This is a genomic window from Thermus sp. NMX2.A1 (genome assembly GCF_000511705.1).
Taxonomy (GTDB): domain Bacteria; phylum Deinococcota; class Deinococci; order Deinococcales; family Thermaceae; genus Thermus; species Thermus scotoductus.
In genome coordinates this window covers 1-25,758 of the sequence record NZ_ATNI01000082.1, presented here as the reverse complement: position 1 = coordinate 25,758, position 25,758 = coordinate 1, and the positions used below count along the sequence as shown (strand labels likewise).

The following is a 25,758-nucleotide window of genomic DNA, read 5'->3' as shown; positions in this document are numbered from 1 at the left end:
TTTTTTATCCCTTGCCCTCCGGCCTAGGGCGTAGTATGGTGGCCCAAAGGGGGAAAGGCATGAAACTACTGGACAACTACGGGCGTGTTATCAAAGACCTTCGCATCTCCGTCACCCCCCGGTGCAACCTGCACTGCCTTTACTGCCATCCCTTAGGCCTCGAGATGGCCGAACCCCCAGGGACCCTCACGGTGGAGGAAGTGGACCACTTCCTCGAGGCCGCCTCCCTTCTTGGCCTTTCCGCCGTGCGCTTTACGGGCGGGGAACCCTTGGTGCGCAAGGAGCTTCCCCAGATGATCGAACGGGCCCGGAGCAAGGAGGGCATCGAGGACGTGGCCATCACCACCAACGGCCTCCTCTTCGCCAAAAGGGCCAAGGAGCTGGTGCAAGCAGGCCTGAACCGGGTGAACATCTCCTTGGACGCCATCACCCCTGAGGTCTTCACCCGCATCACCCGTGGGGGAAAGGTGGAGCGGGTTTTACAAGCCATAGAGACCGCCTTGGAACTGGGGCTTCACCCCGTCAAGCTCAACGCCGTGGTCATCCGGGGGATGAACGAGGAAGAGGTGGTGCCCCTAGCCAGCCTCTCCCTGGACCGTCCCTTGCACATGCGCTACATCGAGTACATGCACCTGGACAACTCCGACCCCGAGGAGTACCGCCGCCGCTTTGTGTCAGGAAAGGAGATCCGGGCGCGGATCGAAGCGGTCTTTGGCCCCTTGGAACCCGTTCCCCATGACCCCACCTCCCCGGCCCGGGTTTTTCGGATCCCCGGGGCCCAGGGCACCCTGGGGTTCATCAACCCCGTCACCGAGCCCTTCTGCTCCAACTGCTCCCGGCTTCGCCTCACCTCCGACAAAAAGCTCCGGCCCTGCCTCCTCACCGATCTGGAGATGGATATTTCCTGGGCCTTTGCCGCAGAGGAGCCGGTGGAGGCCCTGGTGGATGCCATCCTGATCGCCACCAACCGTAAGCCCGCCTTCGGCAACACCCTTCCCACCTTAAGGAAGCGGGTCATGCTGGGGATCGGCGGATAGCCTGGAAGGTGGCCAGGACCACCAGAAAGGCCCCAAGGCCCCCCAGAAAGCCCAACCTTTCCCCCAAGACGGCGAAGGCAAAAAGGGTGGCCCAGACGGGTTCCATGGTGTAAAGGATGGCCGCCTGGGGCGCGGGCACATACCTCTGTCCCCAGGTCTGGAGCCAGGTGGTGAGGGCCGTGGCCACCACCCCTAGGTAGAAAACAGCACCCCAGGGTATCCCTTCCCACCTCACCCCCTCCCAAAGGGCCCAGGGCAGGGCAAGAAATGCCGTACCGAAGATCTGAACCGCCGTGAGGGGCAAGGAGGGAAAGGCCTTGGCGTGCACCTCGAGGCGCACGATGTATAGAGCGTAGGTGAACGCGGTGAGGAGGGTCCAGAGATCCCCCACGTTCAAGGGAGGCTGGCGGGGGTCGTAGGAAAGAAACCCCACGCCCAAAAAGGCCAAAAGGGCCGCCAGCCACACGCTCCCAAGCCTCCGGCCCACCAGGCCCAGGATCAAGGGCACCAAGACCACGTTCAGGGCAGTGATAAAGGCGCTACGGCTCGCCGAGGTGTGCATGAGGCCGATGGCCTGGGAGGCATAGCCCAGAAGGAGCCAAAAGGCCAGCTCCATCCCCGGGCCCCATACCCCCTTGGGCAGGCGGAAAGCCCAGGGGAGGAAGAAGAGGCTGGCCAAAAGAAAGCGCAGGAAGACCAGGAGGCTTGGGGCCATCTCCCCTACCGCCCCCTTGACCACCACAAAGGTGGTGCCCCAAAGAAGGGTGAGGAGGTTGAGGGCCAGGAGGCCCAAGGCGTAGCCGCGCATGGCCTAAAGTGTATAGCATGGTGCCCTCTCCCCAGGAAGTGAAGGATGCCCTCCACGAAAGGCTCCTGAGCCACCTGACCCACCCCGATCCCGCTTACCAGGCGCTTCTTCAGGAGTATCCATCCCGAGGTGGAAAGATGCTCCGGGGGCTTTTGGTGGTCTACGCGGGGCTGGCCCATGGTGCTACCCTCGAGGCCAGCCTTTGGGCAGGAACTGCCCTGGAACTTTTCCAAAACTGGGTGCTCGTCCACGACGACATCGAAGATGCCTCCGAGGAGCGCCGGGGAAGGCCCGCCCTGCACCGCCTCTACCCCATGCCCCTGGCCTTGAATGCCGGGGATACCTTGCATGGGGAGATGTGGGGGCTTTTGATCCGGGGCTTGAACGAAGGCCTCTTTGGACCGGAGGTGCTGGCCGAGTTCCATCAGGTGGTGCACCGCACCGCATACGGGCAACACCTGGACCTCCTCTGGACCCTTTCCGGCCGCCTGGACCTGGCCCCGGAGGATTACCTCCGCATGGTGGCCCACAAGGCCGCCTACTACACCGCCGTGGCTCCTTTGAGGCTTGGAGCCCTGCTTTCCGGGGAAACGCCCCCTGCCCTCTACGAGGAAGCAGGGCTAAAGCTGGGGATAGCCTTCCAGATCATGGACGATGTCCTCAACCTCGAGGGGGACCAGGCTTACGGCAAGGAGCTCGCCGGTGACCTCTACGAGGGCAAGCGCACCCTTATCCTGATCCGCTACCTCCAGGAAGCCCCCAAGGAGGAGCGCATCCGGGCCGAGGCCCTCCTAAGCCTTCCCCGGGAGGCCAAGCCCGAGGCCGAGGTGCGCTGGCTTTGGGAGAGGCTCCTGGCCTCCGGAGCCGTGGCCTGGGCCAAGGAGGAGGCCAAGAGACTTGCCCAAGAGGGCCTGGGTGCCCTTATTCCCTACCTGGACACCCTCCCCGGACGGGAGGCCACCTCCCATTTGCAAAACCTCCTCACCGCCCTGGTGGAACGCAGGGCATAATGGGGCCATGCAGGGGGTTAGGTTCAAGGTGATCACCGCCAACGATCCCGATATCTTTCAAGAAAGGCTCAACCGCTTTGTGGAGGAGCTTCCCGAGGACGTGGTCCTGGTGGAGGTGAAGTTCTCCGTGGCCGAGGGGTCCTCTCCCCTCTTCGCCGCCTTGGTGCACTACAAGGAAGTGGAGGCGTGGAAGGAGTAGAGGCCTTTCTCTTTTTCCTGGCCCTAAGGGGAGAAGCCAGACGGGAGGAGGTGCGGGCCCGCTTCCCCAAGCTGGTGCCCTTGCTCAAGGCCCTGGACCAGGAGGTGGAAGCCCAAGGGGAAACCTTTCGCCTGCGGAAACCCCTCCGCCTCTCCTGGTTCGCCCCCCTTTTCCAGCGGGAATACTCCCCCCTCCTGCCCGAGGAGGAGCGAACCCTGGCCCTGGAAAGGCTCCTCGAGGCGGCCCACTTCTCCGCCCAGGAAGGCGAACCCCTGGCCGAGGCCGAAGGCCTCTTGAGGGTAGCCCGGGCCTTCCAGGAAGGCAGCCAGGCCCTCCTAAGGGCGGCGTACCGGGAGGCCCTCCACCGCTACGGGGAGGGCCTGGGGCTTCTTGAAAAGGAAGGTCTCCCCTTCCCTGCCACTGCCTTGGCCCTCCTGGCCCTGGCCCAGGAGGGCTTCCGCCCTGGGGGCAAGGGGCGGGAAACCGCCAGGAAGGCCCTGGAAAGGGCCAAGACCCCCTTTGCCCGGGAGGTAGCGGAAAGGCTCCTCGCCCGGGACACAAAGGCCCAGGAGGCGGACGCCTAGAATGGAGGGCATGGAGAGGGGGCTAAAGCGCCTCTACTTAGCCCGGCCCAGGGGCTTTTGCGCCGGGGTGGTGATGGCCATCCAGACGGTGGAGCGCTGGGCGGAGGCCCTGAAACCCCAGGGGGAGCTGGTGGTGTACCACGAGATCGTCCACAACCGTGCGGTGGTGGAGCGGCTTAGGGCCAAAGGGGTGCACTTCGTGGAGGATCTTTCCGAGATCGATAGCCTTCGCCGGGAAAAGCCCCTGGCGGGCACCCTGGTCTTTTCCGCCCACGGCCACCCTCCGGCCGTGCGCAGGCAGGCGGCGGAGATGGGCTTCCACATCCTGGACGCCACCTGTCCTCTGGTCACCAAGGTGCACATCGAGGCCAGACGCTATGCCCAGGAAGGGTACTGGATCCTCCTGGTGGGGGATTCCGCCGACCATCAGGAGGTGAAGGGCACCTACGGGGAGGCCCCGGAAAGGACCATCCTGGTGGCGGTGCACACCCACGTGGGCAAGGACCCCCGCCTGGCCGACCCCCGTACCGTGGAGGTGCCCGACCCCGAACGGGTAGTGGTCCTCACCCAGACCACCTTGAGCGTGGAAGACACCTTAAAGACCATAGAGATCCTCAAGGCCCGCTTCCCCAAGCTGGTGGTGCCCAGGCGAAAGGACCTTTGCTACGCCACCCAGAACCGTCAGGAGGCGGTGCGGCGCATCGCCCCCCATGTGGACCTCTTCCTGGTGCTCACCAGCCCCCACTCCTCCAACGGGATGCGCCTTTTGGAACTGGCCCAAAGCCTTACCGGCAGAGCCTACCGCCTGGAAAGCGCCAGGGATCTCCAGGAGGAGTGGCTTCAGGGTGCCGAAAGCGCGGGCATCACCTCCGCCGCCAGCACCCCCGAGGACCTGGTGCAGGAGCTGGTGGAGTTGCTCCGGGCAAAATACCCGGGCCTCGAGGTGATCGAGGAAGGGGAAGAGGAGGACATCGCCTTCCGCGAACCCAGGGTCCTGTCCCCGGCGGAGGTCTTGCAGGGTGTCTGACCACCGCCTGTCCGTGGCCCCCATGGTGGACCGGACGGACCGGCACTTCCGCTACCTGGTCCGCCAGATCAGCCGCAAGGTGCGGCTTTACACGGAGATGACCGTGGACCAGGCGGTGCTCCGGGGAAAAGCCGAAAGGCTCCTTGCCTTCCACCCCGAGGAGCACCCCATCGCCCTGCAGCTTGCGGGCTCGGATCCCAAAAGTCTGGCGGAGGCGGCGCGGATCGGCCAGGCCTGGGGATACGACGAGGTGAACCTAAACCTGGGTTGCCCCTCGGAAAAGGCCCAGGAGGGGGGGTTTGGCGCCTGCCTCCTCCTGGACCCCATAAGGGTGAGGGAGATCCTCAAGGCCATGGTGGAAGCGGTGGGAATCCCCGTCACGGTGAAGCTCCGGCTGGGGGTGGAAGGGGAAAGCTACCCCCTCCTCGCCCGCTGGGTGGAAGCGTATGGGGAAACCGGGGTGCGGGTCTTCATCGTCCATGCCCGTAGCGCCCTCCTTAACCTCTCCACCCGGAAAAACCGGGAGGTTCCCCCCTTGCGCCACGACTGGGTCCACCGGCTAAAGGCGGACTTTCCCCACCTCACCTTCATTCTGAACGGAGGGGTGCGAACCCTGGAGGAAGCCCTTCCCCACCTGGAGAAGGTGGACGGGGTCATGATGGGCCGGGCGATCTACGAGGACCCCTTTGTGCTGGCGGAGGCAGACCGGCGGGTGTTCGGCCTGGCGCATAGGCCAAGCCGGCTGGATGTGGCCCGGCGCATGCGGCTCTACCTGGAAGCGGAAGCGCAAAAAGGCACCCCTCCGTGGGCGGTGCTGAGGCACATGTTGAACCTCTTTCGGGGGCAGCCTGGGGGACGGCTTTGGCGGCGCCTGCTTTCGGAAGGGCGTTCCCTGGGCGCCTTGGACCAGGCCCTAGGGCTTCTTCAGGAGAAGGTAGGCCAGGAGGGTGAGGAGGAACACCCAGACCCAAAGGGGAATAAGGCGGTGAAGCGGGCGGCGCTGGGGTTTTCCCGTCAGGGGATCTAGGGAAACAGGCGGGCGCATCTTGAGGTGGGTGGCCTGCTTCATGTGGGCTACCATCCTGTCCAGGTCGCCCTTTCTCTTATAAAGGGCCGCCAGGTTCTCGTGGATCAGGGGGTCCTCCGGGGCCAGTTTCAAAGCCCGCTGGTAAAGATCCAAGGCCGCCTCCAGCTCCCCCCTTTCCAGGTAAAGGTTGCCCAGGTTGCTGAGGGCCCGGTGGTGATGGGGATCCAGGGCAAGGGCCTTTTGAAAACGGGCCTCGGCCTCCTCCCTTCTCCCCTCCCTCACGGCCCTTACCCCCAAGAGCACCTCCCGCTCCGCGGCGAACAGGGGGTCTTCCAGGCGCTCAGGGGCTTCCTCAAGACTTGTTTTGCCTTCGGCAAAAGCAACTAGCAGGCTAAGCCCGGCCAAAAGCCTATCCCTAAGCTCCTCGGGGAAGCCTTCCGCATAGGCTCTGGCCTCCTGGTACTCCTTGCGCCTTAGAAGCCGGAGAAAGTGGAGCAGGGCCTGGGCCTCTGCGTCGCCCGCCAGGGCCTTGGCCTCGAGGTCCGGAAGCATCCCCCCCATGTTAGCCCAGGGCCTTTCGGTAGACCTCCAGGTAGGCCCGGGCGGACCTTTCCCAGGAGAAGTCCTTCTCCATGCCCCTCAGGCCTAAGGCCTCCGGCCCCAAGCGGAAAAGGCGCAAGACCCCGTAGAGGAGGCCCTCGGGGTGGTAGGTCTGGAAGAGCACCCCCGTGCGGCCATCCTCTATGGTGTCCTTAAGCCCCCCCACCGCCCGGGCCACGGGCGGGGTGCCGTAGCGCTGGGCGATCATCTGCACCAGGCCGCAGGGTTCAAAGCGGCTCGGCACCAAAAGGGCGTCCGCCCCCGCGTAGGCCAGGCGGGCCAAGGCCTCGTCGTAGGCCTCCACAAAGCGCACGAAGCCGGGATTCTCCTCCTCCACCTGCCTGAGGGCCTGCGCTAGGCCCTCGTCCCCCACCCCCTGGACCAGAAGATAAAAGCCCAGCTCCTTCAAGCGGGGAACAGCCTTCAGGATAAGGTCCAGGCCCTTTTGCCCGTCCAGCCGGCCCACGTAGGCGAGGAGAGGCCCCTTAAGCCCCGTGCGCTCCCAAAGGGCCTTTTGCGCCAGGGTCTTGCCCCTTACATCCTCCCGGGAGTAGGGGGCGGGAAGGTGAGGGTCCTTGGCCGGGTCAAAGACCTCGAGGTCCAATCCATTCAGGATGCCGAAAAGCTTACCCGCATGGCGCCTCAATACCCCATCCAGCCCCATGCCGAACTCCGGGGTCTGGATCTCCTCCGCATACGAGGGGCTCACCGTGGTCACGGCCCGGGCGAAGACAATACCCCCCTTCATCAGGTTCACCTGGCCGTAGAACTCCAGGGCCTCCATGTGGAAAAGACTCCAGGGAAGCCCCGTCCAGTGGAAGAAGAGGGCGGGGTCCACCAGGCCCTGGTGGGCCAGGTTGTGGATGGTGTAGACGGCGGGCACCCTGGCAGTAAGGGGCAGGAGGGCAGCGGTCCAGTCGTGGGCGTGGACCAGGTCAAACCCCAGCGCCACCCGGCCCGCCGCCACGGCAAAGCGGAGGTAGCGCTCCACGTCGTCGGGGTAGCCGTAGACCCGGTCCCGTTCAAACCCGGGCACCCCCAGAAGGAGAAACCGCACCCCTCCCTCCCACCGTTCCCCCAGGGGGGCCCTTTCCTCCTGTCCGGCGAAGGCATAGGCCACCTCTCCCACCCTCTGCGCCTCCACAAAGCGGTGCCAGGGAAGAAGCACCGTGGCCTCCACCCCTAGGGGCCTTAAGGCCTTGGGCAGGGCCCCCACCACGTCGGCAAGCCCCCCCACCTTCACCAGGGGATAGGCCTCGGGGGCCACCATAAGGACCTTCATGGTCATACTATAATCGACTATAATGGTCTTATGCGTAGGGTGTCGGTGAGCCAGGCCAAGGCCCACCTCTCCAAGCTCCTAAGGGAGGTGCGCTCGGGGGAGGAGATCCTCATCCTAGACCGCGGCAAACCCGTGGCCAGGCTGGTGCCCGCCGCCTTGCCCGAGGGCCTGGAAGAACTGGTACGCCTGGGAATGGTGCGTCCGGGAAGCGGGGAGGTGCTGGACTTTGCCGGAATGCCCCGGATACCCGGGCTGGTGGAGGCCCTTTTGGAGGAGCGACGGGAGGAAGGATGAGGTTCTGGGACGCCTCGGCTCTTCTTCCTCTCCTGGCCCTCGAGGCCGCCACGGAAAGGGTGCAGGACCTCTATCTGGAAAATCCCTTGGTGGTGGTCTGGTGGGGAACCGAGCTGGAACTGGTTTCCGCTCTTGCCCGCAAAGCCCGAGAGGGAATCCTAAAGGATGCGCCCCTGGCCAAAGCCCTGGATCGTCTGGAAAGGTTACAAAGGGCGTGGTACGAGGTGTTGCCGGGGGAGGAGGTGCGGAAAACCGCACGCCGCCTCCTCTTCGCCCACCCCTTGCGAACCGGGGATGCCCTTCAGCTGGCCGCAGCCTGGGTGGCCAGCCGGGGCCGGCCCCAGGACCTTCCCTTTGTAACCCTGGATGCACGCCTGGCGGGAGCAGCCCTTAGGGAAGGGTTTCCCGTCCTCCCCGACCCGGGGGAAGCCTAGGCCGGCCACACCCCTTGGGGAAGCCAAACCGCCCCCTCCAGGCCCCCCAGGTAGAGGTAGGTCCAGGCGAGAAGGGGCCCCTCCTCCGTTTCCACCGGGACCCTAACCCGCCGGTACTCCACCCCCTCCTCCTCCAGCTCGTCCAATAGGGAGAGGGCCTCCTCCGGCAAAAAGAGGACCTCCCCGTAGACCCTTCCCTCCCCGGGAACCATGCCGGGATAAGGGTAAGGACGGCCCGGCCCCTCGGCCAGGTGAAAGAGGCGATACCCCTCCACGTACCCGGGCAGGACCTTCACCACCCGTCTTTCCACCAAAGGGTAGTTCCTTTCCCCCCGCTTCAGGGTTCCGTAGACGAAAACCCGCTCCATCACTCGCCCACGAAGCGGTACCCCATCCCCACCACGGTTTCAATGAACCGGGGAGCCTGGGGGTCATCCTTGAGCTTTTTGCGGAGAAGGCGGATATAGGCGTCCACCACCCGCTCCGAACCCTCAAACTCGGGCCCCCAAACCCTTTCCAAAAGCTCCTCCCGGGTGTACACCCTTCCCGGGGTCTGGGCCAGGACGAAGAGGAGGTTGGCTTCGGTGGCGGAAAGCTTCAAGGGCTGACCGTCCAGGTAGGCCTTTCTGGCCTCCAGGTCCAGCTCCAGGGGACCGAAATACCGCCTCCCTTCCTTTCCGCTTCGGCGCAGGAGGGCCTTGATGCGGGCCAAAAGCTCCTTGAGGGAGAAGGGCTTGCCCAGATAATCGTCCGCCCCCTCTAATAGCCCCTCCACCCGGCTATCCTCGTCCGCCTTACCGGTTAGGAGCAAAACCGGGAGCAAGGGATCCAGGTCCCGCAAGGATTTGAGGACCTCGAGGCCCTCCAAATCGGGAAGCCCCCGATCCAGGACCACCAGATCCGGCTTGGTCCCTTCCCAGGCCTGCTTCAGGGCCTCCCTCCCCGTGCGGGCCCACACCACCAAAAGCCCCTCCTTTTCCAGAAACCTTTTGACCAGCTCCCCTACCTGGGGATCATCTTCCACCAAGAAAATCCGTGCCATAAATCCTTCCCCAAATACCCTTTAGCGTCCTAAAATCACCACCACCCCAGGGTATTCCCCCTCGGGCAACCGCAGGAGGTGAGCCACCATCTCATCATAAAAGGTCTCGGCCGGGTATGCGGCCAGTCCCTGACCGATGGCGGAAAGAAGCACCAAGCCCGCCGCATAGCCCGCCTCGAGGAGGGCATACCGGTATCCCCGGAGGCCGAAAAGGGCCTCGCTCCTTTCCGGAACCAGGGTGAAGACCAAAAGGGCCGCCACCTGCTCGAGGCCAAGGCCCAAAAGCGCCTCAGACCAGGAAGCCTCCTCCACCCTGGCGGCGATCTGGAAGAGCTGGTGCTCCTTGGGGAAGTAGTGGTAAACCCCCGGGAAAACCCCTTCCACCCGGCGCACCACCAGGTAGGCCTCCACGGGATAAGCCTCCCCAGCCGAGGGGAAGCCCCGCCTCCCCGAGCGCTCCGCCAGGGGATAGAGGACCTGGGAAAGATCCTTCAGGGTCAGGGCCGAACCCACCTCGGGCAGGAGGGGCCTGAGCTGGGAAAGAACCCGGAACAAAGGCGGCCCTCCCTCCTCCCGGAAGGGAGGCAGGGCCTGGGTTTCCAGGGGATTGGCGTAAACCTTGGACTTGGGCTTCCGCTTTAGGGGAAGCTCCTCCCCTTGGGCCAGGCGGGAAAGGCGATAGAAAAGCTTACCCGGATGCTTCTCCATGGCTAAAAGCGGTACCCCTTGGGCACCACCACCACCCCTTCCGGGGTAACGGTGAAGCCCCGGGCGCGGTCGGCCTCGAGGTCGTAGCCGATCTCGGTATGGGGAGGAATCTTCACGTCCTTGTCGATGATGGCGTTGCGGATCCTGCAGTAGCGGCCCACCTCCACGTCGTCAAAGAGGACGGAGCGCTCCACCAGGCTGTAGGAGTTCACCCGTACCCGCCGGAAAAGGACCGACTCCCGCACCGTTCCCCCGCTCACGATGACCCCCCCGGCCAGAAGGCTGTTCAGCGCCCGCCCTATCCGTTCCCCCGTTTCGTGGACGAACTTGGCGGGGGGACTGAAGAGGTTGGCGGTCCTGAGGGGCCACTCGGGATTGAAGAGGTCGAACTCGGGAACCACCTTCACCAGGTCCATGCTGGCCTCAAAGTAGGCGTCCAGGGTACCCACGTCCCGCCAGTACAGGTTGGGACCCTCCTGGCCGGGGATGGGATTGCGGTGAAAGTCGTAGGCAAACACCCGGTACCCCTCCTTGAGGGCCCGGGGGATCACGTCCTTGCCGAAGTCGTGGCTGGAAGCGCTCTCCTTGGCATCGGCCTCCAGGAGTTCAAAGAGGGCCTCGGTGCGGAAGATGTAGTTGCCCATGGAGGCCAGGGCCAGGTGGGGCTTGCGGGGAATGGGCTTGGGGTTCTGGGGCTTTTCCTGGAACTCGGTGATGCGCCAATCCTCGTCCACTTGCAAAACCCCAAAGCGCCGGGCCTCCTCCACCGGCACGGGGTAGGCGGCGATGGTGATGTCGGCCCGCTTCTCATAGTGGTACTCCACCATGTGGCGGATGTTCATTTTGAAAATGTGGTCGCCCCCGAAGACGGCCACGGCCATGGGGGCGTGATTGTGCACCAGGTGCAGGTTCTGGTAGATGGCGTCGGCGGTACCCCGGTACCACACGGGGCCCAGCTCCTCGTAGCGGTACATCTGGGCGGGCACCAGGAGGATGAAGTGGTCCTCCAGGAAAGCCCCGAAGCGCCAGTAACGCTGGATGTGCTCGGTGAGGGACTGGGCCTTGAACTGAGTGAGGACGTAGATGGAGTAGATGCCCGAGTTCACGAAGTTGTTCAGGACGAAATCAATAATCCGATACTTGGCCCCGAAGGGCACCGCCGGCTTGGCCCGCTTAGCGGTGAGGGGGTAGAGGCGGCTTCCCTGCCCCCCTGCCAGGATCATGCCCAGGACCTCCACCTTAACCATGAAATCCCTCCTTTGTCCGCTAGTTTACCCCAGGCCCCTCAAGGCGTGGGTCCGGGTATAGTGAGCCCGATGCGGGTTAGCGCTCTTGCCTGGTTCACCCCACCCACGGAGCCTGAGCCTGCCCCTCCCTTCTTCGGCCAGGAGCGGGCTTTAAAGGCCCTCGAGGCCGCCTTCCGCCAGGGAGGGCACGGCTATCTGGTGGGGCCAAGCGGCCTTGGCAAAAGAAAGCGCCTCCTTGCTTACCTGCAGGACCACCCCTTCCCCAAGGAGGAGCTGGTCTACCTGCCCCTCCGGGAGGAAGCCTTCCCCCTTCTCCTCCCCGAGGGGCAGGGCCGGGCCCTGGTGGAAGGGGTGGAGGCCCTCCTCGCCGAGTTCACCCCCGCCCTCTTTCGGGAAAAGGGCTTCCTCTACGCTAAAAGCCTGGTGGAGGCCCGCTACGAGAAGGAGGCCGAAGCCCTCCTGAAAGCCCTGGCCCAGGAGGCGGAGGGCTACGGGTTTGCCCTTTTGGAGGGGGAAGAGGGCCTTAGGCTATCGGGGAAGGGTCCTATGCCCCCGGAGCTTTCCGCCAAGCTGGAGGAAACCGTCTTGGCCTACGTGGACGTGCGGCAGCGGGCGGAAGCGGAGGTGGCCGCCTTGAGGCGGGGCTTTGCCGAACGCTTCGTTCTGCCCAAGGCCCAGGAGCTAAAAAGGCGCTTCCCCCAGGCAGGCCGCTACCTGGACTGGATCACGGAAACCCTATTGCGGGCCGCCGCTTTGGAGGAAGCCCTCAAGCTGGAAAAGCTCCTGCCCCGGCTTCTGGTGGAGGGAGGGGACCGGGTAGTCTATGAGCCTAACCCCAGCCCGGAAAGGCTCTTTGGCCACCTGGAGTACGAGATGCAAGAGGGCCCCCTCTCCACCCACCTGGGGCTTTTGCGCCCCGGGGCCCTGCATCGGGCCACGGGAGGGGTGCTGGTCCTCGAGGCCCACCGGGTGTGGGAGCTGGGAAGCTACACCCTCCTGAAGCGGGCCCTGGCCACGGGAGAGGTGGAACCCCTCTCCCCCCGGCCCGAGGTCAAGGGCCCCCGCCTCAAACCCGCCCCCCTCAAGGCCCAGGTCTTCCTGGTGGGCCCCCCGGAGGTGATCGCCTTCCTGGAGGAGGACGAGGAATTCCTGGAGCTCTTTCCCTTCCGCGTGGAGTTCAGCCCGGAAATCCCCTACACGAAGGAGAACGTGGCCTACCTGGGGGGGTTCTTGCAAGCCGAGGGGGTGGCCCTGACCCCTGAGGGTCTCTCCGCCCTGGCGGACGAGGCCCGGCGCTGGACCGGGCACAAGGAACGCCTGGACGCCAGGCTCTACCGCCTTCTGGACCTGGCCCGGGAGGCTTCGGCCCTCAAGCACCCTCTGGACCGGGAGGCGGTGGGAAAAGCCCTACTGGCAAGGGAGGAGCGGTTCGGCCTGGAGGAGGAACTGTACCTGAAGGACCTCGAGGAGGGGGTGGTGGCCCTCGAGGTCCAGGGTATGCAGGTGGGGGAGATCAACGGCCTGGTGGTGGTGGAAGGCCCCCTGCCCCGGGGACGGCCTGTGCGCATCACCGCCCAGGCGGGCCCCGGGCGCGAAGGCATCCTCTCCATCGACCGGGAAGTGGGCCTGGGGGGGCAGGTGTTCCACAAGGCGGTCCTCACCCTGGCGGGCTACCTGCGGGGAAGCTACGCCAGCCTGGGGGCCCTTTCCGCCACGGTGAGCCTGGTCTTTGAGCAAAGCTACGGGGGCATAGAGGGGGATTCGGCGGGGCTTGCGGAGCTTTTGGCGGTGCTTTCCGCCATCTCTGGCCTTCCCCTAAGGCAGGACCTGGCGGTCACCGGGGCCATAGACCAGACGGGAAGGGTTTTGGCCGTGGGCCGGGTGGCAGAGAAGGTGGAGGGATTCTTCCGGGTCTGCCAAACCCTGGGGCTCACGGGAAGCCAGGGGGTGGTGCTTCCCAAGGCCAACCTTCCTCATCTGACCCTGCGGATGGAGGTGGTGGAGGCGGTGGCCAAGGGACGCTTCCACCTCTATGCGGTGGAGGAGGTGGACCAGGCCATAGAGCTTCTCTTCGGCCGCAAGGCCTACTGGGTCCACGACAAGGTGCGGGAGGTCCTGGGGGAGTTCCGCAAGATGGAAAACGGGGAGGAGAACCCCTCCCCGTAAGGCGGCTTCGGGTGACGACTCCCCGGACTAAAGTCCGGGGCTTCTCGGGGTTTCCCCCGAAGGCTCCGTCCGAGCCCAGAAAGACCTTGACTCCGTATCGGCAGGCGAGCGCAATGCTTCTGGCTCTGCCACGGGTGTTCGTTTGGAGTTTTACCCATCGGACTACCCGATGGAACCCCCTACTCCAAGTTTCAAGGTCCACGGGGAACTTTGCCCCCAAGAACATTGTACCAAATCCGTGTCCACCTGTGGTGGACGTGGGGGAGCTAAGCTCCCTTCGGTCGCATGTAGCTGCAAGGTACGCTTCGCGTGACCGCTGACCCATGTATCCCCGGTTTGGTCAGCCTGTGTCACGCGGTAGCGTATCTTGAGGGCTATCTTGGAAACCGGGGGATTATAGCTCCCCCACTCCCCCTCTTTTCTCTAACGCCCGGGTTCCAGAAGCAACACCCTCTCCCGGGCCGGGGCGGCGAAGGCCATGGGCAGGTACTCCCCTCCGGCCCAAAGGGGCAGGAGGTCCCCGTAGCCAGGGGCCAGGAAGTGCCCCGTCTGGCCCATGGGGTGGATGAAGAGGGAGGCCTCCGGATGGGCCAGGTCCACGATCTGGCGGTAGCTGGGCCCATGGGACATGAGGAGGGTTTCAGGGTCAAAGGGGCCCACGTTCACCGTGTACCGGTCCCCGCCAAAGGGAACCCTCCGGTCCGTAAACCGCTTCAAGGGGGTGTGGGTGAGGACCGCATGGGGGAAGGTGGCCCGGTGCACCTGGCCCCAGGAGCGCACCCTCAAGGCCTCCTTCCGGTCCAAGGCCCTTTCCAGGGCCAAGGCGGCGAAGTCCAGGCAGGACTCCCGGTACTCGGTGTTCGGCTGGTCGCAGTTTGGATCCCCTTCCCGCATGGCCCGCAGGAGGTAGCGGGGCTCGTCCCAGAACTCCTCCCCCACCTCCCTTTTGGGCAGGCGGGTGAGCTCCGTGTACCACAGGGCGAAGACCAGGGCCTCCTCCGAACTTTTATCCATGGTTCCATCCCAGGCCAAAAGCCTTTCCCGAACGGCCTTGGCCCTTTCGGAGAGGGGGTTTAGAAGCTCCAGCACCGGGCGGAAGTCCCGGAAGAGGAGGGTCTTCTGGTCCTGCTGAATGGCCTTCATGTCCTCGAGGGCAAGCCTTTCCTTGGCCAGGAGGAGCTCCCGGATGCGCTCCGCCCGGTAGGGTTCGGCCCAGTCGTAGGTGAGGGCGTAGGGGAAGCCCTGGGGAGTGACCTTGTTGTTGGCGGTGACCAGGAAGCCCTCCTTGGGGTTCAACACCTTGGGCCAGTCCTCCGGCTTGCGGTAGCCCTGCCAGTCCCATTCCCCATTCCCCGGCACCGGCACCATGCCCGTGTGCCCTTCCTTACGGATGGGAAACTTTCCGGGAGCGATGTAGCCGATATTGCCGTCCGCATCGGCGTAGACGAGGTTCTGGCTGGGGGCGGAGTAGTGGCTTAGGGCGGCCACGAACTCCTGCCAGTTCTGCGCCCGGTTGATCCCCAGATAGGCCATGAGGATGTGGTCCTCCTCATCCAGGCTCACCCAGCGAAGGGCCATGGGAACCTGGGGAGGGTTCTCGAGGGCGTCGGTGATCACCGGTCCATAGACCGTTTCCCGCACCCGAAGGATCTCCTCCTTTCCCCCTTTGACCGGGATCCTCTCCTCCCGCACCCGGTAGGGAAGCACCTGGCCCCTGTAGCGGTACCCTTTCCCCCCCACGTCCTCCAGGAGGTAGAGGTCCTGTACATCCGCCCCCACGTTGGTGACCCCCCAGGCGATGCGGTCGTTGCGCCCGATGACGATCCCGGGAACCCCGGGGAGGCTGGCCCCGATAACCCGGTAGCCGGGGGCTTCAAGGGCCATGAGGAACCAGAGGCTGGGAGCCCCCAGGCGCAGGTGGGGGTCGTTGGCCAGGAAGGGCTTTCCCGTGACCGTGTGGCTTCCCGCCACCACCCAGTTGTTGCTGGCCTCCAGGAAACGGGGCGGGGCCATCCTAAGCAGGGCCGCCGGGGCTTCCTCCCGCTTCAGGGGAAGCTCCAGGTCCTCCCCTTGCAGGATGGTGGGGGCATCCTCCGGGTAAGGGGGAATGAGCTCCAAAAGCCTTTCCTGACTGATCCCCCGGGCCAGGAGGCGGTGGCGCAGAAGCTCCTCCTCCCAGTTCCCGGAAAGGTCAAAGCTCATCATCTTGGCCCAGACCAACACATCCGGCCCCGTCCAGGGCTCGGGGCGGAAGCCCAGGAGGCGGAACTCGGGGGGAAGAGGAGCCCCGCTTTGCAAAAAGGCGTTCACCCCGGCCACGTAGGCGTCCACCGCCTCTTTCTCCTCAGGGTAAAGCCGCTCGTAGGCGCTCTTTGCCGCCTGGTAAAAGCCCCAGGTGCGCAGGAAGCGGTCCTGGGCCCGGGTGGCCTCCCCCAGCACCTCGGAAAGCCTTCCCTGGCCCACCCGCCGCTGAAACTCCATCTGCCAAAGCCTTTCCTGGGCGTGAACAAAGCCCTGGGCGAAGAGGAGATCCTTTAGGGTCTGGGCCCGGATCCGCACCACCCCCCGGGCATCCCGCCCCACCTCCACGGGTGCGGAAAGCCCCTTCAGAACCATCCGCCCTTCCGCCTGGGGCAGGGAGGCCCGCAGGGTGACATAGGCCGCCAGAACCACCCCCAAAACCGCCAGGATGGCCAGGCCCAAAAGCCAGGCAAAAACCCGCAAAAGGCGTTTCATAGTTGGACCGAGTATACCACTATCATAGGAATCATGAGGCTGGTGTTCGTGGAAAACGGGCCCATCCGCTTGGAAGGCCAGCGCATCGTGGTGCGCATCGGGGGACGGGAGGAGGTTCGAGAGGGAAGGGTTTCCCTTTGCCGCTGCGGGGGATCGGGGAACAAGCCCTTCTGCGACGGCACCCACAAGCGAATCGGCTTCCAGGCCCCGGGAGGGGAGCTGGAGATGGGGGACTGACCCGCTGGTCAATTTCCGCCTCGAGGGGTAAACTCCGGTAGCCATGGGCGAGATGCGCTATCGGAAACTGGGCAAATGGGGGCTTAAGGTCTCGGAGATCTCCCTGGGGGCCTGGGTCACCTTCGGGGACGTGGTGAAGGACAAGGAAACCATCCGGGAGATCGTCAGGATCGCCTATGAGGGAGGGGTGAACTTCTTCGACAACGCCGACGTCTACGCCCGGGGGTTGGCGGAGGAGATCATGGGGGAGGTGCTCAGGGAGTTTCCCCGGCACACCCTGGTTCTCTCCACCAAGGCCTACTGGCCCATGTCGGAGGACCCCAACGACCGGGGCCTTAGCCGCAAGCACCTTCTGGAGAGCATCACCAAAAGCCTGAAGCGGCTAAAGACCGACTACGTGGACATCTTCTTCGCCCACCGCTATGACCCCGAGGTCCCCATGGAGGAGATCGTCCACACCATGCACACCATCGTGGAGAAGGGCTACGCCCTCTACTGGGGCACCTCGGAGTGGCCCGCCGCCCGGATCGCCGAGGCGGTGACCTTCGCCAGGGAAAACGGCCTCCACCCCCCCATCGTGGAGCAACCCCAGTACTCCATGCTCTACCGGGAGCGGGTGGAAAACGAGATCCTCCCCGAGGCGGAGCGCTTCGGGATGGGCCTCGTGGTGTGGAGCCCCTTGGCCCAGGGGATGCTCACGGGCAAGTACGACGAGGGCATTCCCGAGGGTAGCCGCTTCGCCCGCTACGACCAGTTCCGGGAGCGCTACTTCACCGAGGAGAACCGCCAGAAGGTGCTCAAGCTCAAGGCGGTGGCCGACGAGCTCGGCCTCACCCGCACCCAGCTCGCCTTGGCCTGGGTGCTGAGGCTTCCCGGGATCAGTAGCGCCATCACCGGGGCCACCCGGCCCGAGCAGATCAAGGAAAGCCTGGGAGTCGCCGGGGTGGACCTGCCCAAGGAGGCCCTGGAGCGGATTGAGGCCATCCTCAAGGGGGAGGCCTAGGGGGCTTAAGGCCAGGTCCAGGTGGAGGAGGTAGCGGGCCTGGCCCTCTTCCTGGCGAACCGGAAAGAGGGCGGCGCCGTTCTGGCAAAGGAGGAGCCCGCGCCCCCGACGTGATCGGGCCCGGACGCCGGAGCAAGGCCAAGGGGTGCCCCTGCAATGTGCCTCCCTTCCCTCCCAAGGGAAGGGGGAGCCTGTAGGTTTCCCCTATGGGGAAGCCTCTCCTCGCCCCGGCCCTCCGCCTCCTGGAGGAGGGGAAGGACGGGGAGGCCCTGGCCCTTTTGCAAGGCGCCCAAGAGGACCTCCCGGAGGCGGAACGCCTGGCCCTTTTAGGTTTCGTGGAGGCCCGCAAGGGGAACTCGAGCGCCTACCGGGCCCTGGCCTGGGAGGCCGCCCAGAGGGCCCAGACCCCCCTCACCCTCTACCACCTGGGCCTGGCCCTTCCCCCAAGGGCGGGGGCCTTGGCCCTGGAGGAGGCCCTAAGCCGCTTCCAGGGGGACGCCAAGGGGGAGGCCCGGCTCCACCTGGCCCTGGCCATGGCCCTGGAGCGCCTGGGCCGGCCCGAGGCCCTGGCCCACGCGGCCCTCGCCCGCCTCAAGGACCCCTCCCCCTGGACCACCTTGCATCACTTGCGCCTCGAGCTCTTCTTCGGCACCACCCCCCTCCCTTCGGTCCTGGAGGAGGCGGAGCCCTTTTTGCCCCACCCCTTCCCCGGGGTGCGCCTCCTCGCGGGGCACACCCTGGCCCTGGCCCACCTCCTCCGGGGAAACCGGGGGAGGGCGGGGAACCTCCTCCGGGGCCTCATCCCCCTCCTGGCGCCGCCAAGCCTCGCGAGCTTCCTCGTCCTTGGCGCCCTGGCCCTGGACCCCCCGGAGGTCCGGCTTCTCCTAGAGGGGGCCCAGGTCTTCCTCCCCCGGGAGGGCTGGCCCTGGGGGTTTTACCTCCTCGCCCGGGGGCTTGGAGAGGGGGATGAGGCCTGCCTTCTCGCCGCCCACGGCCTTTTGCGGGAAGATGGGGCCCTCTACGCCCTCCTGGCCGAGTCCCGCTTAAAGGCCCTTGGCGTGGAGGTGGAAGCCCCCCTGGCCCCGGGGCTTGCCCCCGGCCTCCGCCCGGAGGCCCGCGCCTTCCTCCTGGGCCAGGCCGAAGCGCCCCTCCTTCGCCTCCTTGGGGAAGGCCCCCTTCCCTCCCTAGGCCCCAGGGGCACCGAGGCCTTGGCCCTCCTCCTCGCCCACAAGGAGGGCCTCTCCGGAGAGGCCCTGGCGGAGGCGCTTTACGGGGAGCCCAACCTGGGGGCTCTGAAGGCCCTCCTCCACCGCCTGCGGGGAAAAGGCCTCCGGGTCTCCTGCGCTCCTTACCGCCTGGAAACCCCTCCCCCCTCGGACCTTTCGGCCTTCCTAAAGGCCCTCTCCCAGGGGGATCTGGAAGGGGCCCTAGCCCTCTACCGGGGCCCCCTCCTCCCCTGGAGCCAGGCCCCAGGGGTGGAGGAACTCCGCCTGGAGCTGGAGGAGGCCCTGAGGCAAGCGGTGCTCGCCAGCGGGAGGCTAGACCTCCTCCTCACCCTGGCGGAGCGCCTGGGGGAGGACCTGGAGCTTTGGGAGGCCCTCCTGGAGAGGCTTCCCCCCGAAGACCCCCGCCTCCCCATCGCCCAGGCCCGGGTGGCGAGGCTCCGCCGGGAGTACGGGGTGTGAGGCCGGGGGAAAGCAGTTGGGGTCCCAGCAGGCCAGATGGGGCTCGGAAGGCCGTAAGAGGAGCCAGGCCAGGAGGAGGAGAAGAACCTTGCCCCTCATGCCCCCAGGGTGCCACGAGGAGGGTTACGCGGGGGGCCAGAGGTTACGCGAGGTTACGCGGGAGGCCAAGCGTGGAACCCCTTCCACGTAACCCTGCGTAACCTTCCCCTTGCTACTTTGGGGGTACCCGGAAGGGGAGCACCCCTTCCCAGGGGTACAAGGAGAGATAGGGCATGAAAAGGTTGGTGATGCTCAGCGGTGGCCTAGACTCCAGCGTTCTCCCTGTACAAGCTCAAGAAGCAGGACGGCTTAGAAGGTCTCGCGGCGGTTTACTTGGACCTGGGTACGCCTCCCACCCAAAAGGAGTGGAGGGCAGCGGAAAAGGTGGCTTCGCGCCTTGGCGTTGCCATTTACCGGAACCGCGTGCCTCACTTTGAGCTCGGAGATCGTCTTTTCAGCCCACCGGAGCTGGCTTTCCCTGGAAGGGAATCGATACAGGCTGGCTGGACAGACCCTTGTACGATGACCCCCATCACGGGATCCCTAGCGGCCAAAATGGGCGTGGAGGAAGTCTACCTGGGCGTCATCAAGGACGATTTTGCTTCTCACCCCAGGCTGGAGGCGTACCTTGCCCTCGTGAAGAAATTTTTGGAGTTTAACCAAGTTCAACTCAAGATGCCCCTTTCAGGGCTTACCAAGCAAGAAGTGGTGGCTCTGGGCCACGAGCTCGGAGTGCCGCTTGAAGAAACGTGGAGTTGCGTTGCCTCAGGGGAAGCCCCGTGTGGGGCATGCAACCCTTGCATTGCCCGTGAAGAAGCCTTCGCTCTTGCGGACGCTAAGGCCCTAGCCCGGTGATCCACGACGAGATCAAGCCCACCGTAGAAGCCCGCAGCTTAGGGGTGACCTTCCGGAGGGCTAAGGAGGAAGTGCAGGCCCTCCAGGGGGTCACGTTTCGCCTTGGTCCCGGGGAGGGCCTGGCCCTTCTTGGAGGGAACGGGGCTGGCAAGTCCACCCTGATCCGGGTTCTGGCTGGACTTCTCCTGCCCAAAGAAGGAGAAGCCCGGCTTTGGGGGTTGGATCCCTGGCGCTTCCGCACCCGGCTGGCCCGCCGCTACGGGCTTGTTCTGGGCGGGCGATCCCGCCTTTCGCCCCTGCTTTCCGTGGAGGAAAACCTAAAGCTCTGGGGAGCGCTCTACGGGCTTTCCCGGGCGCACACCAGGCGTAGGATCCAGGAGGTGGCGGAGGCCCTGGGCCTCACCTCCCTCCTCGGGGTTGCCGCCTCCCGCCTTTCCCTGGGACAACGCAACCGGGCGGAACTGGCCTTGGCCCTCCTACCCGAACCGGAGCTCCTCCTTTTGGACGAGCCCTTTATCGGATTAGACGCCTTGGGGCGCAAATCTGTTTTAGGGCTCCTACAAACCCTTAAGGCCAACCGGGGTACTACCCTCATCCTGGCTTCCCACGAGCTCTCGGGAGTGGAAGGGGTCCTGGAGCGAGCCCTGGTGCTGCGGCGCGGGAAGGTGGCCTTTCTAGGGGACCTCGCCACCCTCCGAAGGGGTTTGAACTTCCGCCGCGTCAGGGTGCTCTTCCAGGATCCCTTCCAGGGAAACCCTCCCCCAGGGGCCAACGTTTCCGAGGGGGGGTATGTTCTAGAAGCTAAGGTTGCCCCGGAGGAAATTCCTAGCTTCTTATCGCAGATGCTGGCCCTCGGGAGCATGCGGGAAGTCTCCGTCCAGGAACCCAGCCTGGAGGAGGTGATGGAGGAGTGGCTTCGCACCTAGCCGTCCTGGGATTCCATCTCAAGGAGGCCTGGCGGGGTTGGCCGGGAATGGCACTATACCTCGGCTACACCTTAATCGTCTATGTAGTGCTTTTTTCCCTTTGGGGAAGCCTGGAAGCGCCGCCGTGGGTCCTAGGGTACCTCTGGGCGGCAGAGGCCCTCTACATGGGGATACCCAGGTTTTGGGGCCAGCTTCACCAGGAGGCCCAGAGGGGAGAGTTAGGCCTACGCCTGGCCCTTCCGTACCCCTTTGTCTTCCTTCGCTTTCAACGCTACTTGGCCACCGCCCTCCTTCAGATCCCTTTGGTGGCCGCCGTGGGGGGCGCGGTCATTGGGGCGCTAGGACTATCTGCCTCCCTAAGCCTTTGGAGCCTTCCGGCCTTGGCTTTGGGCCTCATCCTGAACTTCCTTTTGGAACTCACCTTCGCCTTGCTGACCTTTCGGTCTACCTCACCCATGGCCCTGGGAGTCCTCCTGGAGATGTTGCGGCTCTTGGGGGGAGCCGTGGTGCTGCCCTTGGAGTTTTGGCCCGAAGGTGGAGCCCTCCTCCTCCAACCTCTGGCCGCGACCTTCTACCTGCCGGCCCGTGTGGCCGCTGGGGGTGAACCGGTTTGGCTTCTGGTTAGCCTGTGTTGGATCCTGGTTTTCCTAGGGCTTCTGGCCCGCCTTTTTCCTCGAGCCCTGGCCGCTTTATCGGAAAGAGGGGAGGTGTAGATGGAGGCCTGGTCTCGGTGGTTTAGAGCCTGGCCTTTGCTGCTGAGAGGCCGTTTCCTAGAGGCGTGGCAGGACTCCACGGGCTTCTGGGCAAGCATCCTGGCTAGAGGGATCAACAACAGCCTCTGGCTCTTGGTCTTTTACCTCTTCTTCCTGCGCTTCCCTGAGGTACGGGGCTTCCGCTTTGAGGACCTAGTGCTCACCTGGGCGATGGCCTTTGGCGCCTTGGGGCTTTTGCAGGTGCTCTGGGGCGGGGTGTTGGGCCTAGCCCGTTTGGCGGAAACGGGGGAGCTAGAAGTCCACCTTGCGCTTCCCGTTCCTCCCTTGCCCTACCTCCTTTCCCTTCGCCTCCAGCCCACAGGTCTAGGTGACCTTCTTTGGTCCATGGGGACCCTGGTATTCCTCGGCGTGAACTGGCTCTACGCCCTATGCGCCCTGATAGGAGCTTCCCTAGTGGCCTTGGGCTTCTTCCTCGCCTTGGCCTCCCTATCCCTCTGGGGCCTCAGGGTGCAAAGCCTGCTCCCGGTGGCCTACGCCGGGCTCGTTCAGTTTGCCACCTGGCCTCCCAACGTGTACAAACCCGCCATCAAGGCGCTTCTGCTTAGCCTGATCCCGGCCCTCTGGTTGGGACCGCTACCGGCAAGGGCCGTTGTTGAAGGTTCTGGCCTCCTCACGCTTTGGGCCTCTGGCCTCGGATTCCTCGCCTTGGGAAGTGTAGGCTTCTGGGTAGGCCTGCGCCGCTACGTCGCCCCAGGAGGGTAGGAATGTTCGTGGGGGAAAAAGTCCGCTTAGATCCGATACAGCGAGCTCATCTGCCAAAAATCATCGCATGGATGTACAAGGAGGAGGTTATCGCACGCGCCTTCTTCGGCGACCCCTTGCCCAAATCGCTGGAGGAGATGGAGGCCTGGCTTCAGCAGTTGCGAGCCAACCCCAACGCCAGGGTCCTTGCCGTGGTCTACCGCGAAACAGAGGAGATCGTAGGCGAGGTCGCCCTTCAACCGATAGACTGGCGAAACCGCTCCACCTTTTTTGCCGTCATCCTGGGCGAAGAGTCTAGGCGGGGTGAAGGCTTGGGAACCGAGACCGCGCGCCTGGCGCTTCGGTACGCCTTTGAGGGGCTAAACTTAAACCGCGTGGAAGCCAATGTGCTCAGTTCTAATGAAGCCTCTATCCGCCTGCTAAAACGGGTCGGTTTTACGTGGGAGGGGAAGCGGAGGGCCGCCGTTTGGAAATCCGGGCAGTGGGAAGACATGGAAATCTACGGGATAACGGCAAGAGAATGGTACGAAAGCCAGGAAAGTGGCTCCGGAGGGCCTAAATTGAGGGTCAGCCATTAGAGGGCGACGCGGATGCAAGGAGGTGCAGGAGGTTAAGGCCGGCGGCCGGACGCAGGAGGGCCACATGAGGTCCTTTTCTTGGAGCCTTTCAGCTTGCGGGCGAGGTACCTTTTAGCCGAGTCGTTAGGCGTCTTCGGGGGGAGCCTGGCCTTCACAGGCCTCGGGCTCCTCCTGGGCCTTGAAGGAACGACCTGGACCCTGGCCCTCTTGGCCGCTCTCCCCTACTTCACCCTGCCCCTGGACCTCCTCGCCAGCCTCCTCCTGGACCGGCTGGACCGCAGGACCCTCCTCCTCGCAGGGGTCTGGCTTAGAGCTGGGATCCTGGGCCTCTTCGCCCTCCTTCCCAAAGAACCCCTCTTCCTCCTCCCCCTGGCCTTCCTCTTCCAAGCCGTCTTGGCCCTGGACCTCCCCGCCTGGCATGCCCTCCTGGTCCGCCTGGCCCAGGGCAGGCTAGAAAGGGAAGGAGGGAGGCTTCAAGCGGCCCAGCTCCTCGGGGACGGCCTGGGGGACCTCCTGGCCCCTCCCCTCCTGCTCCTGGCCAAGCCCCTACCCTTCGCCCTGGGAGGCCTCCTCCTCGCGGGGGAGGGCCTTCTCCTCCGGGACCTCCCCGCCTACCCGCCCCCACGGGCGGCGAAGGGGGAGGGTCTTACCTTGAGGGCCCTTCTCGCGGGGCTCGCCTTCCTCCTCGAGGACAGGCGGCTCCTTCCCCTTACCCTCTACGCCCTGGCCCTGAGCTTCCTCTCCGGGCTAGCTCTGGCCCTCCTGCCCCTCCTGGCCCTGGCCCAGGAGACGCCCCCTGCCCTCTACGGCCTCTACCCCTTGGGCCTCTCCTTAGGGGGCTTCCTGGGAAGCCTCGCGGCGGGGAGGGTAGGGCCTTGCCTGGGGATTTGGGGCGGGCACGGGCTGAGGGTCTTGGGGCTTGCCCTCCTCCTCCTGCCCTTTCCTTTCGGGCCTCTTGGCGCTTTCCTTGTGGGCGGGGGCGGTGCCTTAAGCGGGGTCCACCTACGGGCCTACCGGCAGCGCCTCGCGCCGGAGGCCCTCCTGGGCCGGGTGCAGGCGGGGGCGGTAGCCCTTCTCTCCCTGGGGAGCCTCCTCGGCACCCTCCTGGCGGGGGGCTTGGGAACCCTTGGCCCCCGGGTGCCCCTCCTTACCGCCCTCCTGGGCCTCCTTCTCCTCCTGCCCTTGGCCTTGGGGCCCATAGGGTGCGGGCGGCTCCTCGCCTTGAGGGAGGGGAGGTCCCCGTGAGTCTTCCCCTCCTCCTCCCCCTCGCCCCCCGGCGGGAAGGGGGTGGCGGTGAAAGGAGGCTAGGTCTCGCCGGCAAACGCGGCTTTGTGGCGCCGGAATGGGGGCCGTGGTAAAGTGAGAAGGGAATGGTAAAGTCCAGGGTAAGCAGTAAAGGGCAGATCACCCTTCCCAAGGCGATCCGGGAGGCCCTTGGCCTCCGCCCGGGAGAAGAGGTGGTCTTTGAGCTCCGGGAAGGGGGGGCCTTTCTCCGCCCCCGGCGCCGCGTACCCCTGGAGGCCTTGCTCGGGCGCCTGAAGGGCAAGCGGGGGTTCCCCGGGGAAGAGGCGGAGAGGCGGGCGCGGGAGGAGGCGTGGAGGGAAGGGGCTTGAAGCCCTACTATCTGGACACCTCCCTGATGCTCCGCCTCCTGACCGGGGACCCTCCAGAGCTTGCCGCCCAAGCCCTGGAGGTGTTTCGCGGGGCCGAGGAGGGGCGCTACACCCTGGCCGTCCACCCCTTGGCGGTGGCCGAGGCCTTCTACACCCTGGTCTCCTTCTACGGGGTGGGGCGGGCCGAGGCGGCGGGGGCCCTCTTGGACTTACTGGACCGGGAGGGGGTCCTTCTGGAAGACGAGGAGGACCTCCGCCCCGCCCTGGAGGAGGCCGGGAAGGAAGGGCTCAGCCTGGTGGACGCCTTCTTGGCTCAACGCGCCCGCAGGCAAGGGGCCGGGCTCGCCACTTTGGACCGCAAGCTGCGAAGGCGGGCCGGGGTAGAGCTGCTTCCCTAGGATTCGGCCTGTTCCTCGCCAGAAGCTATCCCCCCAAGACCCCCGCCTCCCCATCGCCCAGGCCCGGGTGGCGAGGCTCCGCCGGGAGTACGGGGTGTGAGGCCGGGGGGACGCAGTTGGGGTCCCAGCAGGCCAAAGCGGGCCCGGAAGGCCGGGCCAGGAGGAGAAGCCAGGCCAAGAGCAAAAGCCAAAAGACTTTGCCCCTCATGCCCCCAGGGTGCCACGGGGAGGGTTACGCGGAGGGCCTGGGGTTACGCGAGGTTACGCGGGAGGCCAGGCGTGGAACCCCTTCCACGTAACCCCGCGTAATCTTCCCCCTGCTACCCTGGGGCTAACCCGTAAGGGGGTAAAGGAGATGCTCAAAGAAGTGCAGGAGGTCAAGGTCGGCGGCCGGACGCGGCGGGTTTACGTGAGGCCCTTCGCCTGGGGTTTGAAGAATCCCTCCCACATGGAGTGGACCCCAGACGGCAGGCTTTTGGTTTCCGAACACACTGCGGGCACTGTTCGGGACATTACAAAAGGGGGGGACGCTTCGGAGGCTAAACCTTTGGTGTACAATCTACAGGGTCCCGCTGCTATTCGCCCTACTGAGGACGGCAAGGTTCTCGTTGTGGAAACGTGGGGAGGAGCTATTGCGGATATCGCCGGAGGGGGTGATGCAACAAAACTACCTAAATTAGCCGAAAACCTAAAGGGCCCCTACACCCTAGCCGTGCTGAACCTAGGGAAAAAGGGGGAGACCTTTTTT

At 65.2% G+C, this 25,758-nt stretch carries 29 protein-coding genes and 1 pseudogene; 21 read left to right on the top strand and 9 right to left on the bottom strand.

Annotated elements, in window-relative coordinates:
• The first annotated feature begins 59 nt into the window (after positions 1 to 59).
• Positions 60 to 1,037: a GTP 3',8-cyclase MoaA gene (gene moaA / locus TNMX_RS10590; RefSeq protein WP_038031963.1), complete on the top strand. Its 978-nt coding sequence runs from the start codon at positions 60 to 62 to the stop codon at positions 1,035 to 1,037.
• On the opposite strand, the gene TNMX_RS10585 is transcribed toward moaA, so the two are convergent.
• Positions 1,015 to 1,845 carry a DMT family transporter gene (locus TNMX_RS10585; protein ID WP_038031954.1) on the bottom strand — a complete coding sequence of 277 codons (831 nt, stop codon included), beginning with the start codon at positions 1,843 to 1,845 and terminating at the stop codon, positions 1,015 to 1,017. The two genes, moaA and TNMX_RS10585, sit on opposite strands and share 23 nt — an antisense overlap.
• 17 nt (positions 1,846 to 1,862) lie before the next feature.
• Here TNMX_RS10585 and TNMX_RS10580 point away from each other — a divergent pair, with 17 nt between their 5' ends.
• From TNMX_RS10580 to dusA, 5 genes are read left to right on the top strand one after another with little or no spacing between them, the layout of a single operon-like run.
• A complete protein-coding gene (locus TNMX_RS10580) occupies positions 1,863 to 2,855 on the top strand; it encodes a polyprenyl synthetase family protein (RefSeq protein ID WP_038031961.1) in 993 nt (330 codons plus the stop codon).
• A gap of 7 nt (positions 2,856 to 2,862) precedes the next feature.
• On the top strand, positions 2,863 to 3,054 hold the full coding sequence (locus TNMX_RS10575) for a hypothetical protein (protein WP_015716379.1): 192 nt from the start codon (positions 2,863 to 2,865) through the stop codon (positions 3,052 to 3,054).
• On the top strand, positions 3,042 to 3,638 hold the full coding sequence (locus tag TNMX_RS10570; protein ID WP_038031952.1) for a hypothetical protein: 597 nt from the start codon (positions 3,042 to 3,044) through the stop codon (positions 3,636 to 3,638). Before TNMX_RS10575 ends, TNMX_RS10570 begins: the two co-directional genes overlap by 13 nt.
• Position 3,639: 1 nt before the next feature.
• Positions 3,640 to 4,665 (top strand): 4-hydroxy-3-methylbut-2-enyl diphosphate reductase, encoded by a 1,026-nt coding sequence (gene ispH, locus TNMX_RS10565; protein ID WP_038031950.1) that lies wholly within the window; start codon positions 3,640 to 3,642, stop codon positions 4,663 to 4,665.
• Positions 4,658 to 5,692 (top strand): tRNA dihydrouridine(20/20a) synthase DusA, encoded by a 1,035-nt coding sequence (gene dusA, locus TNMX_RS10560; RefSeq protein ID WP_038031948.1) that lies wholly within the window; start codon positions 4,658 to 4,660, stop codon positions 5,690 to 5,692. The genes ispH and dusA overlap by 8 nt, the downstream gene beginning before the upstream one ends.
• Here dusA and TNMX_RS12680 read toward each other — a convergent pair.
• Positions 5,579 to 6,244: a tetratricopeptide repeat protein gene (locus tag TNMX_RS12680; RefSeq protein WP_253269400.1), complete on the bottom strand. Its 666-nt coding sequence runs from the start codon at positions 6,242 to 6,244 to the stop codon at positions 5,579 to 5,581. The genes dusA and TNMX_RS12680 overlap by 114 nt on opposite strands.
• 10 nt (positions 6,245 to 6,254) lie before the next feature.
• A complete protein-coding gene (locus tag TNMX_RS10555; RefSeq protein ID WP_038031945.1) occupies positions 6,255 to 7,574 on the bottom strand; it encodes a glycogen synthase in 1,320 nt (439 codons plus the stop codon).
• A 30-nt stretch (positions 7,575 to 7,604) separates the two neighbouring features.
• Here TNMX_RS10555 and TNMX_RS10550 point away from each other — a divergent pair, with 30 nt between their 5' ends.
• Complete coding sequence (locus TNMX_RS10550) at positions 7,605 to 7,868, top strand: type II toxin-antitoxin system Phd/YefM family antitoxin (RefSeq protein ID WP_038031943.1); 264 nt, start codon at positions 7,605 to 7,607, stop codon at positions 7,866 to 7,868.
• A complete protein-coding gene (locus TNMX_RS10545; protein WP_038031940.1) occupies positions 7,865 to 8,302 on the top strand; it encodes a type II toxin-antitoxin system VapC family toxin in 438 nt (145 codons plus the stop codon). Before TNMX_RS10550 ends, TNMX_RS10545 begins: the two co-directional genes overlap by 4 nt.
• On the opposite strand, the gene TNMX_RS10540 is transcribed toward TNMX_RS10545, so the two are convergent.
• From TNMX_RS10540 to glgC, 4 genes are read right to left on the bottom strand one after another with little or no spacing between them, the layout of a single operon-like run.
• Positions 8,299 to 8,670, bottom strand: a complete 372-nt coding sequence (locus tag TNMX_RS10540; RefSeq protein WP_038031937.1) for a gamma-glutamylcyclotransferase — start codon at positions 8,668 to 8,670, stop codon at positions 8,299 to 8,301. The two genes, TNMX_RS10545 and TNMX_RS10540, sit on opposite strands and share 4 nt — an antisense overlap.
• Positions 8,670 to 9,344, bottom strand: coding sequence for a response regulator transcription factor (locus TNMX_RS10535; RefSeq protein ID WP_038031934.1), 675 nt, complete (start codon positions 9,342 to 9,344; stop codon positions 8,670 to 8,672). The genes TNMX_RS10540 and TNMX_RS10535 overlap by 1 nt, the downstream gene beginning before the upstream one ends.
• A gap of 21 nt (positions 9,345 to 9,365) precedes the next feature.
• Positions 9,366 to 10,052: a SagB/ThcOx family dehydrogenase gene (locus TNMX_RS10530; protein WP_038031932.1), complete on the bottom strand. Its 687-nt coding sequence runs from the start codon at positions 10,050 to 10,052 to the stop codon at positions 9,366 to 9,368.
• A gap of 2 nt (positions 10,053 to 10,054) precedes the next feature.
• Complete coding sequence (glgC, locus tag TNMX_RS10525; protein WP_019551322.1) at positions 10,055 to 11,299, bottom strand: glucose-1-phosphate adenylyltransferase; 1,245 nt, start codon at positions 11,297 to 11,299, stop codon at positions 10,055 to 10,057.
• Between the two features lie 69 nt (positions 11,300 to 11,368).
• On the opposite strand from glgC, the gene TNMX_RS10520 reads away from it, so the two are divergent.
• The gene (locus tag TNMX_RS10520; protein ID WP_038031930.1) at positions 11,369 to 13,465 is read left to right on the top strand and encodes an AAA family ATPase; all 2,097 of its coding nucleotides are present in this window, start codon (positions 11,369 to 11,371) and stop codon (positions 13,463 to 13,465) included.
• 423 nt (positions 13,466 to 13,888) lie between these two features.
• Here the strand turns inward: TNMX_RS10520 and TNMX_RS10515 are convergent, their stop codons facing one another.
• Positions 13,889 to 16,201, bottom strand: a complete 2,313-nt coding sequence (locus TNMX_RS10515) for a penicillin acylase family protein (RefSeq protein WP_038031928.1) — start codon at positions 16,199 to 16,201, stop codon at positions 13,889 to 13,891.
• A gap of 33 nt (positions 16,202 to 16,234) precedes the next feature.
• On the opposite strand from TNMX_RS10515, the gene TNMX_RS10510 reads away from it, so the two are divergent.
• The 11 genes from TNMX_RS10510 (at position 16,235) to TNMX_RS10460 (ending at position 25,010) form a co-directional block, all read left to right on the top strand.
• Positions 16,235 to 16,438 carry a CDGSH iron-sulfur domain-containing protein gene (locus tag TNMX_RS10510; protein WP_038031925.1) on the top strand — a complete coding sequence of 68 codons (204 nt, stop codon included), beginning with the start codon at positions 16,235 to 16,237 and terminating at the stop codon, positions 16,436 to 16,438.
• A 43-nt stretch (positions 16,439 to 16,481) separates the two neighbouring features.
• Positions 16,482 to 17,441 carry an aldo/keto reductase family protein gene (locus TNMX_RS10505; protein ID WP_038031923.1) on the top strand — a complete coding sequence of 320 codons (960 nt, stop codon included), beginning with the start codon at positions 16,482 to 16,484 and terminating at the stop codon, positions 17,439 to 17,441.
• A 206-nt stretch (positions 17,442 to 17,647) separates the two neighbouring features.
• Positions 17,648 to 19,126 carry a hypothetical protein gene (locus tag TNMX_RS10500; protein ID WP_015716363.1) on the top strand — a complete coding sequence of 493 codons (1,479 nt, stop codon included), beginning with the start codon at positions 17,648 to 17,650 and terminating at the stop codon, positions 19,124 to 19,126.
• Positions 19,127 to 19,687: 561 nt separating this feature from the next.
• Complete coding sequence (locus tag TNMX_RS12910; RefSeq protein ID WP_126177611.1) at positions 19,688 to 20,020, top strand: 7-cyano-7-deazaguanine synthase; 333 nt, start codon at positions 19,688 to 19,690, stop codon at positions 20,018 to 20,020.
• Positions 20,017 to 20,946 (top strand): ABC transporter ATP-binding protein, encoded by a 930-nt coding sequence (locus TNMX_RS10490; RefSeq protein WP_015716361.1) that lies wholly within the window; start codon positions 20,017 to 20,019, stop codon positions 20,944 to 20,946. Before TNMX_RS12910 ends, TNMX_RS10490 begins: the two co-directional genes overlap by 4 nt.
• Positions 20,931 to 21,659 (top strand): ABC transporter permease, encoded by a 729-nt coding sequence (locus TNMX_RS10485; RefSeq protein WP_038031919.1) that lies wholly within the window; start codon positions 20,931 to 20,933, stop codon positions 21,657 to 21,659. Before TNMX_RS10490 ends, TNMX_RS10485 begins: the two co-directional genes overlap by 16 nt.
• The gene (locus TNMX_RS10480) at positions 21,660 to 22,421 is read left to right on the top strand and encodes an ABC-2 family transporter protein (RefSeq protein WP_038031917.1); all 762 of its coding nucleotides are present in this window, start codon (positions 21,660 to 21,662) and stop codon (positions 22,419 to 22,421) included. It begins immediately after the preceding gene.
• Between the two features lie 2 nt (positions 22,422 to 22,423).
• The gene (locus TNMX_RS10475) at positions 22,424 to 22,999 is read left to right on the top strand and encodes a GNAT family N-acetyltransferase (RefSeq protein WP_038031915.1); all 576 of its coding nucleotides are present in this window, start codon (positions 22,424 to 22,426) and stop codon (positions 22,997 to 22,999) included.
• A 93-nt stretch (positions 23,000 to 23,092) separates the two neighbouring features.
• Positions 23,093 to 24,244: a hypothetical protein gene (locus TNMX_RS10470; protein ID WP_038031958.1), complete on the top strand. Its 1,152-nt coding sequence runs from the start codon at positions 23,093 to 23,095 to the stop codon at positions 24,242 to 24,244.
• A 125-nt stretch (positions 24,245 to 24,369) separates the two neighbouring features.
• Complete coding sequence (locus TNMX_RS10465; RefSeq protein WP_008631141.1) at positions 24,370 to 24,612, top strand: AbrB/MazE/SpoVT family DNA-binding domain-containing protein; 243 nt, start codon at positions 24,370 to 24,372, stop codon at positions 24,610 to 24,612.
• On the top strand, positions 24,594 to 25,010 hold the full coding sequence (locus TNMX_RS10460; protein WP_018110291.1) for a PIN domain-containing protein: 417 nt from the start codon (positions 24,594 to 24,596) through the stop codon (positions 25,008 to 25,010). The genes TNMX_RS10465 and TNMX_RS10460 overlap by 19 nt, the downstream gene beginning before the upstream one ends.
• A gap of 25 nt (positions 25,011 to 25,035) precedes the next feature.
• On the opposite strand, the gene TNMX_RS10455 is transcribed toward TNMX_RS10460, so the two are convergent.
• Positions 25,036 to 25,218 (bottom strand): hypothetical protein, encoded by a 183-nt coding sequence (locus TNMX_RS10455; protein WP_038031909.1) that lies wholly within the window; start codon positions 25,216 to 25,218, stop codon positions 25,036 to 25,038.
• 147 nt (positions 25,219 to 25,365) lie between these two features.
• Between TNMX_RS10455 and TNMX_RS12905 the strand changes: the two are divergent.
• Positions 25,366 to 25,758, top strand: a pseudogene (locus tag TNMX_RS12905) (hypothetical protein); the annotation flags it as partial.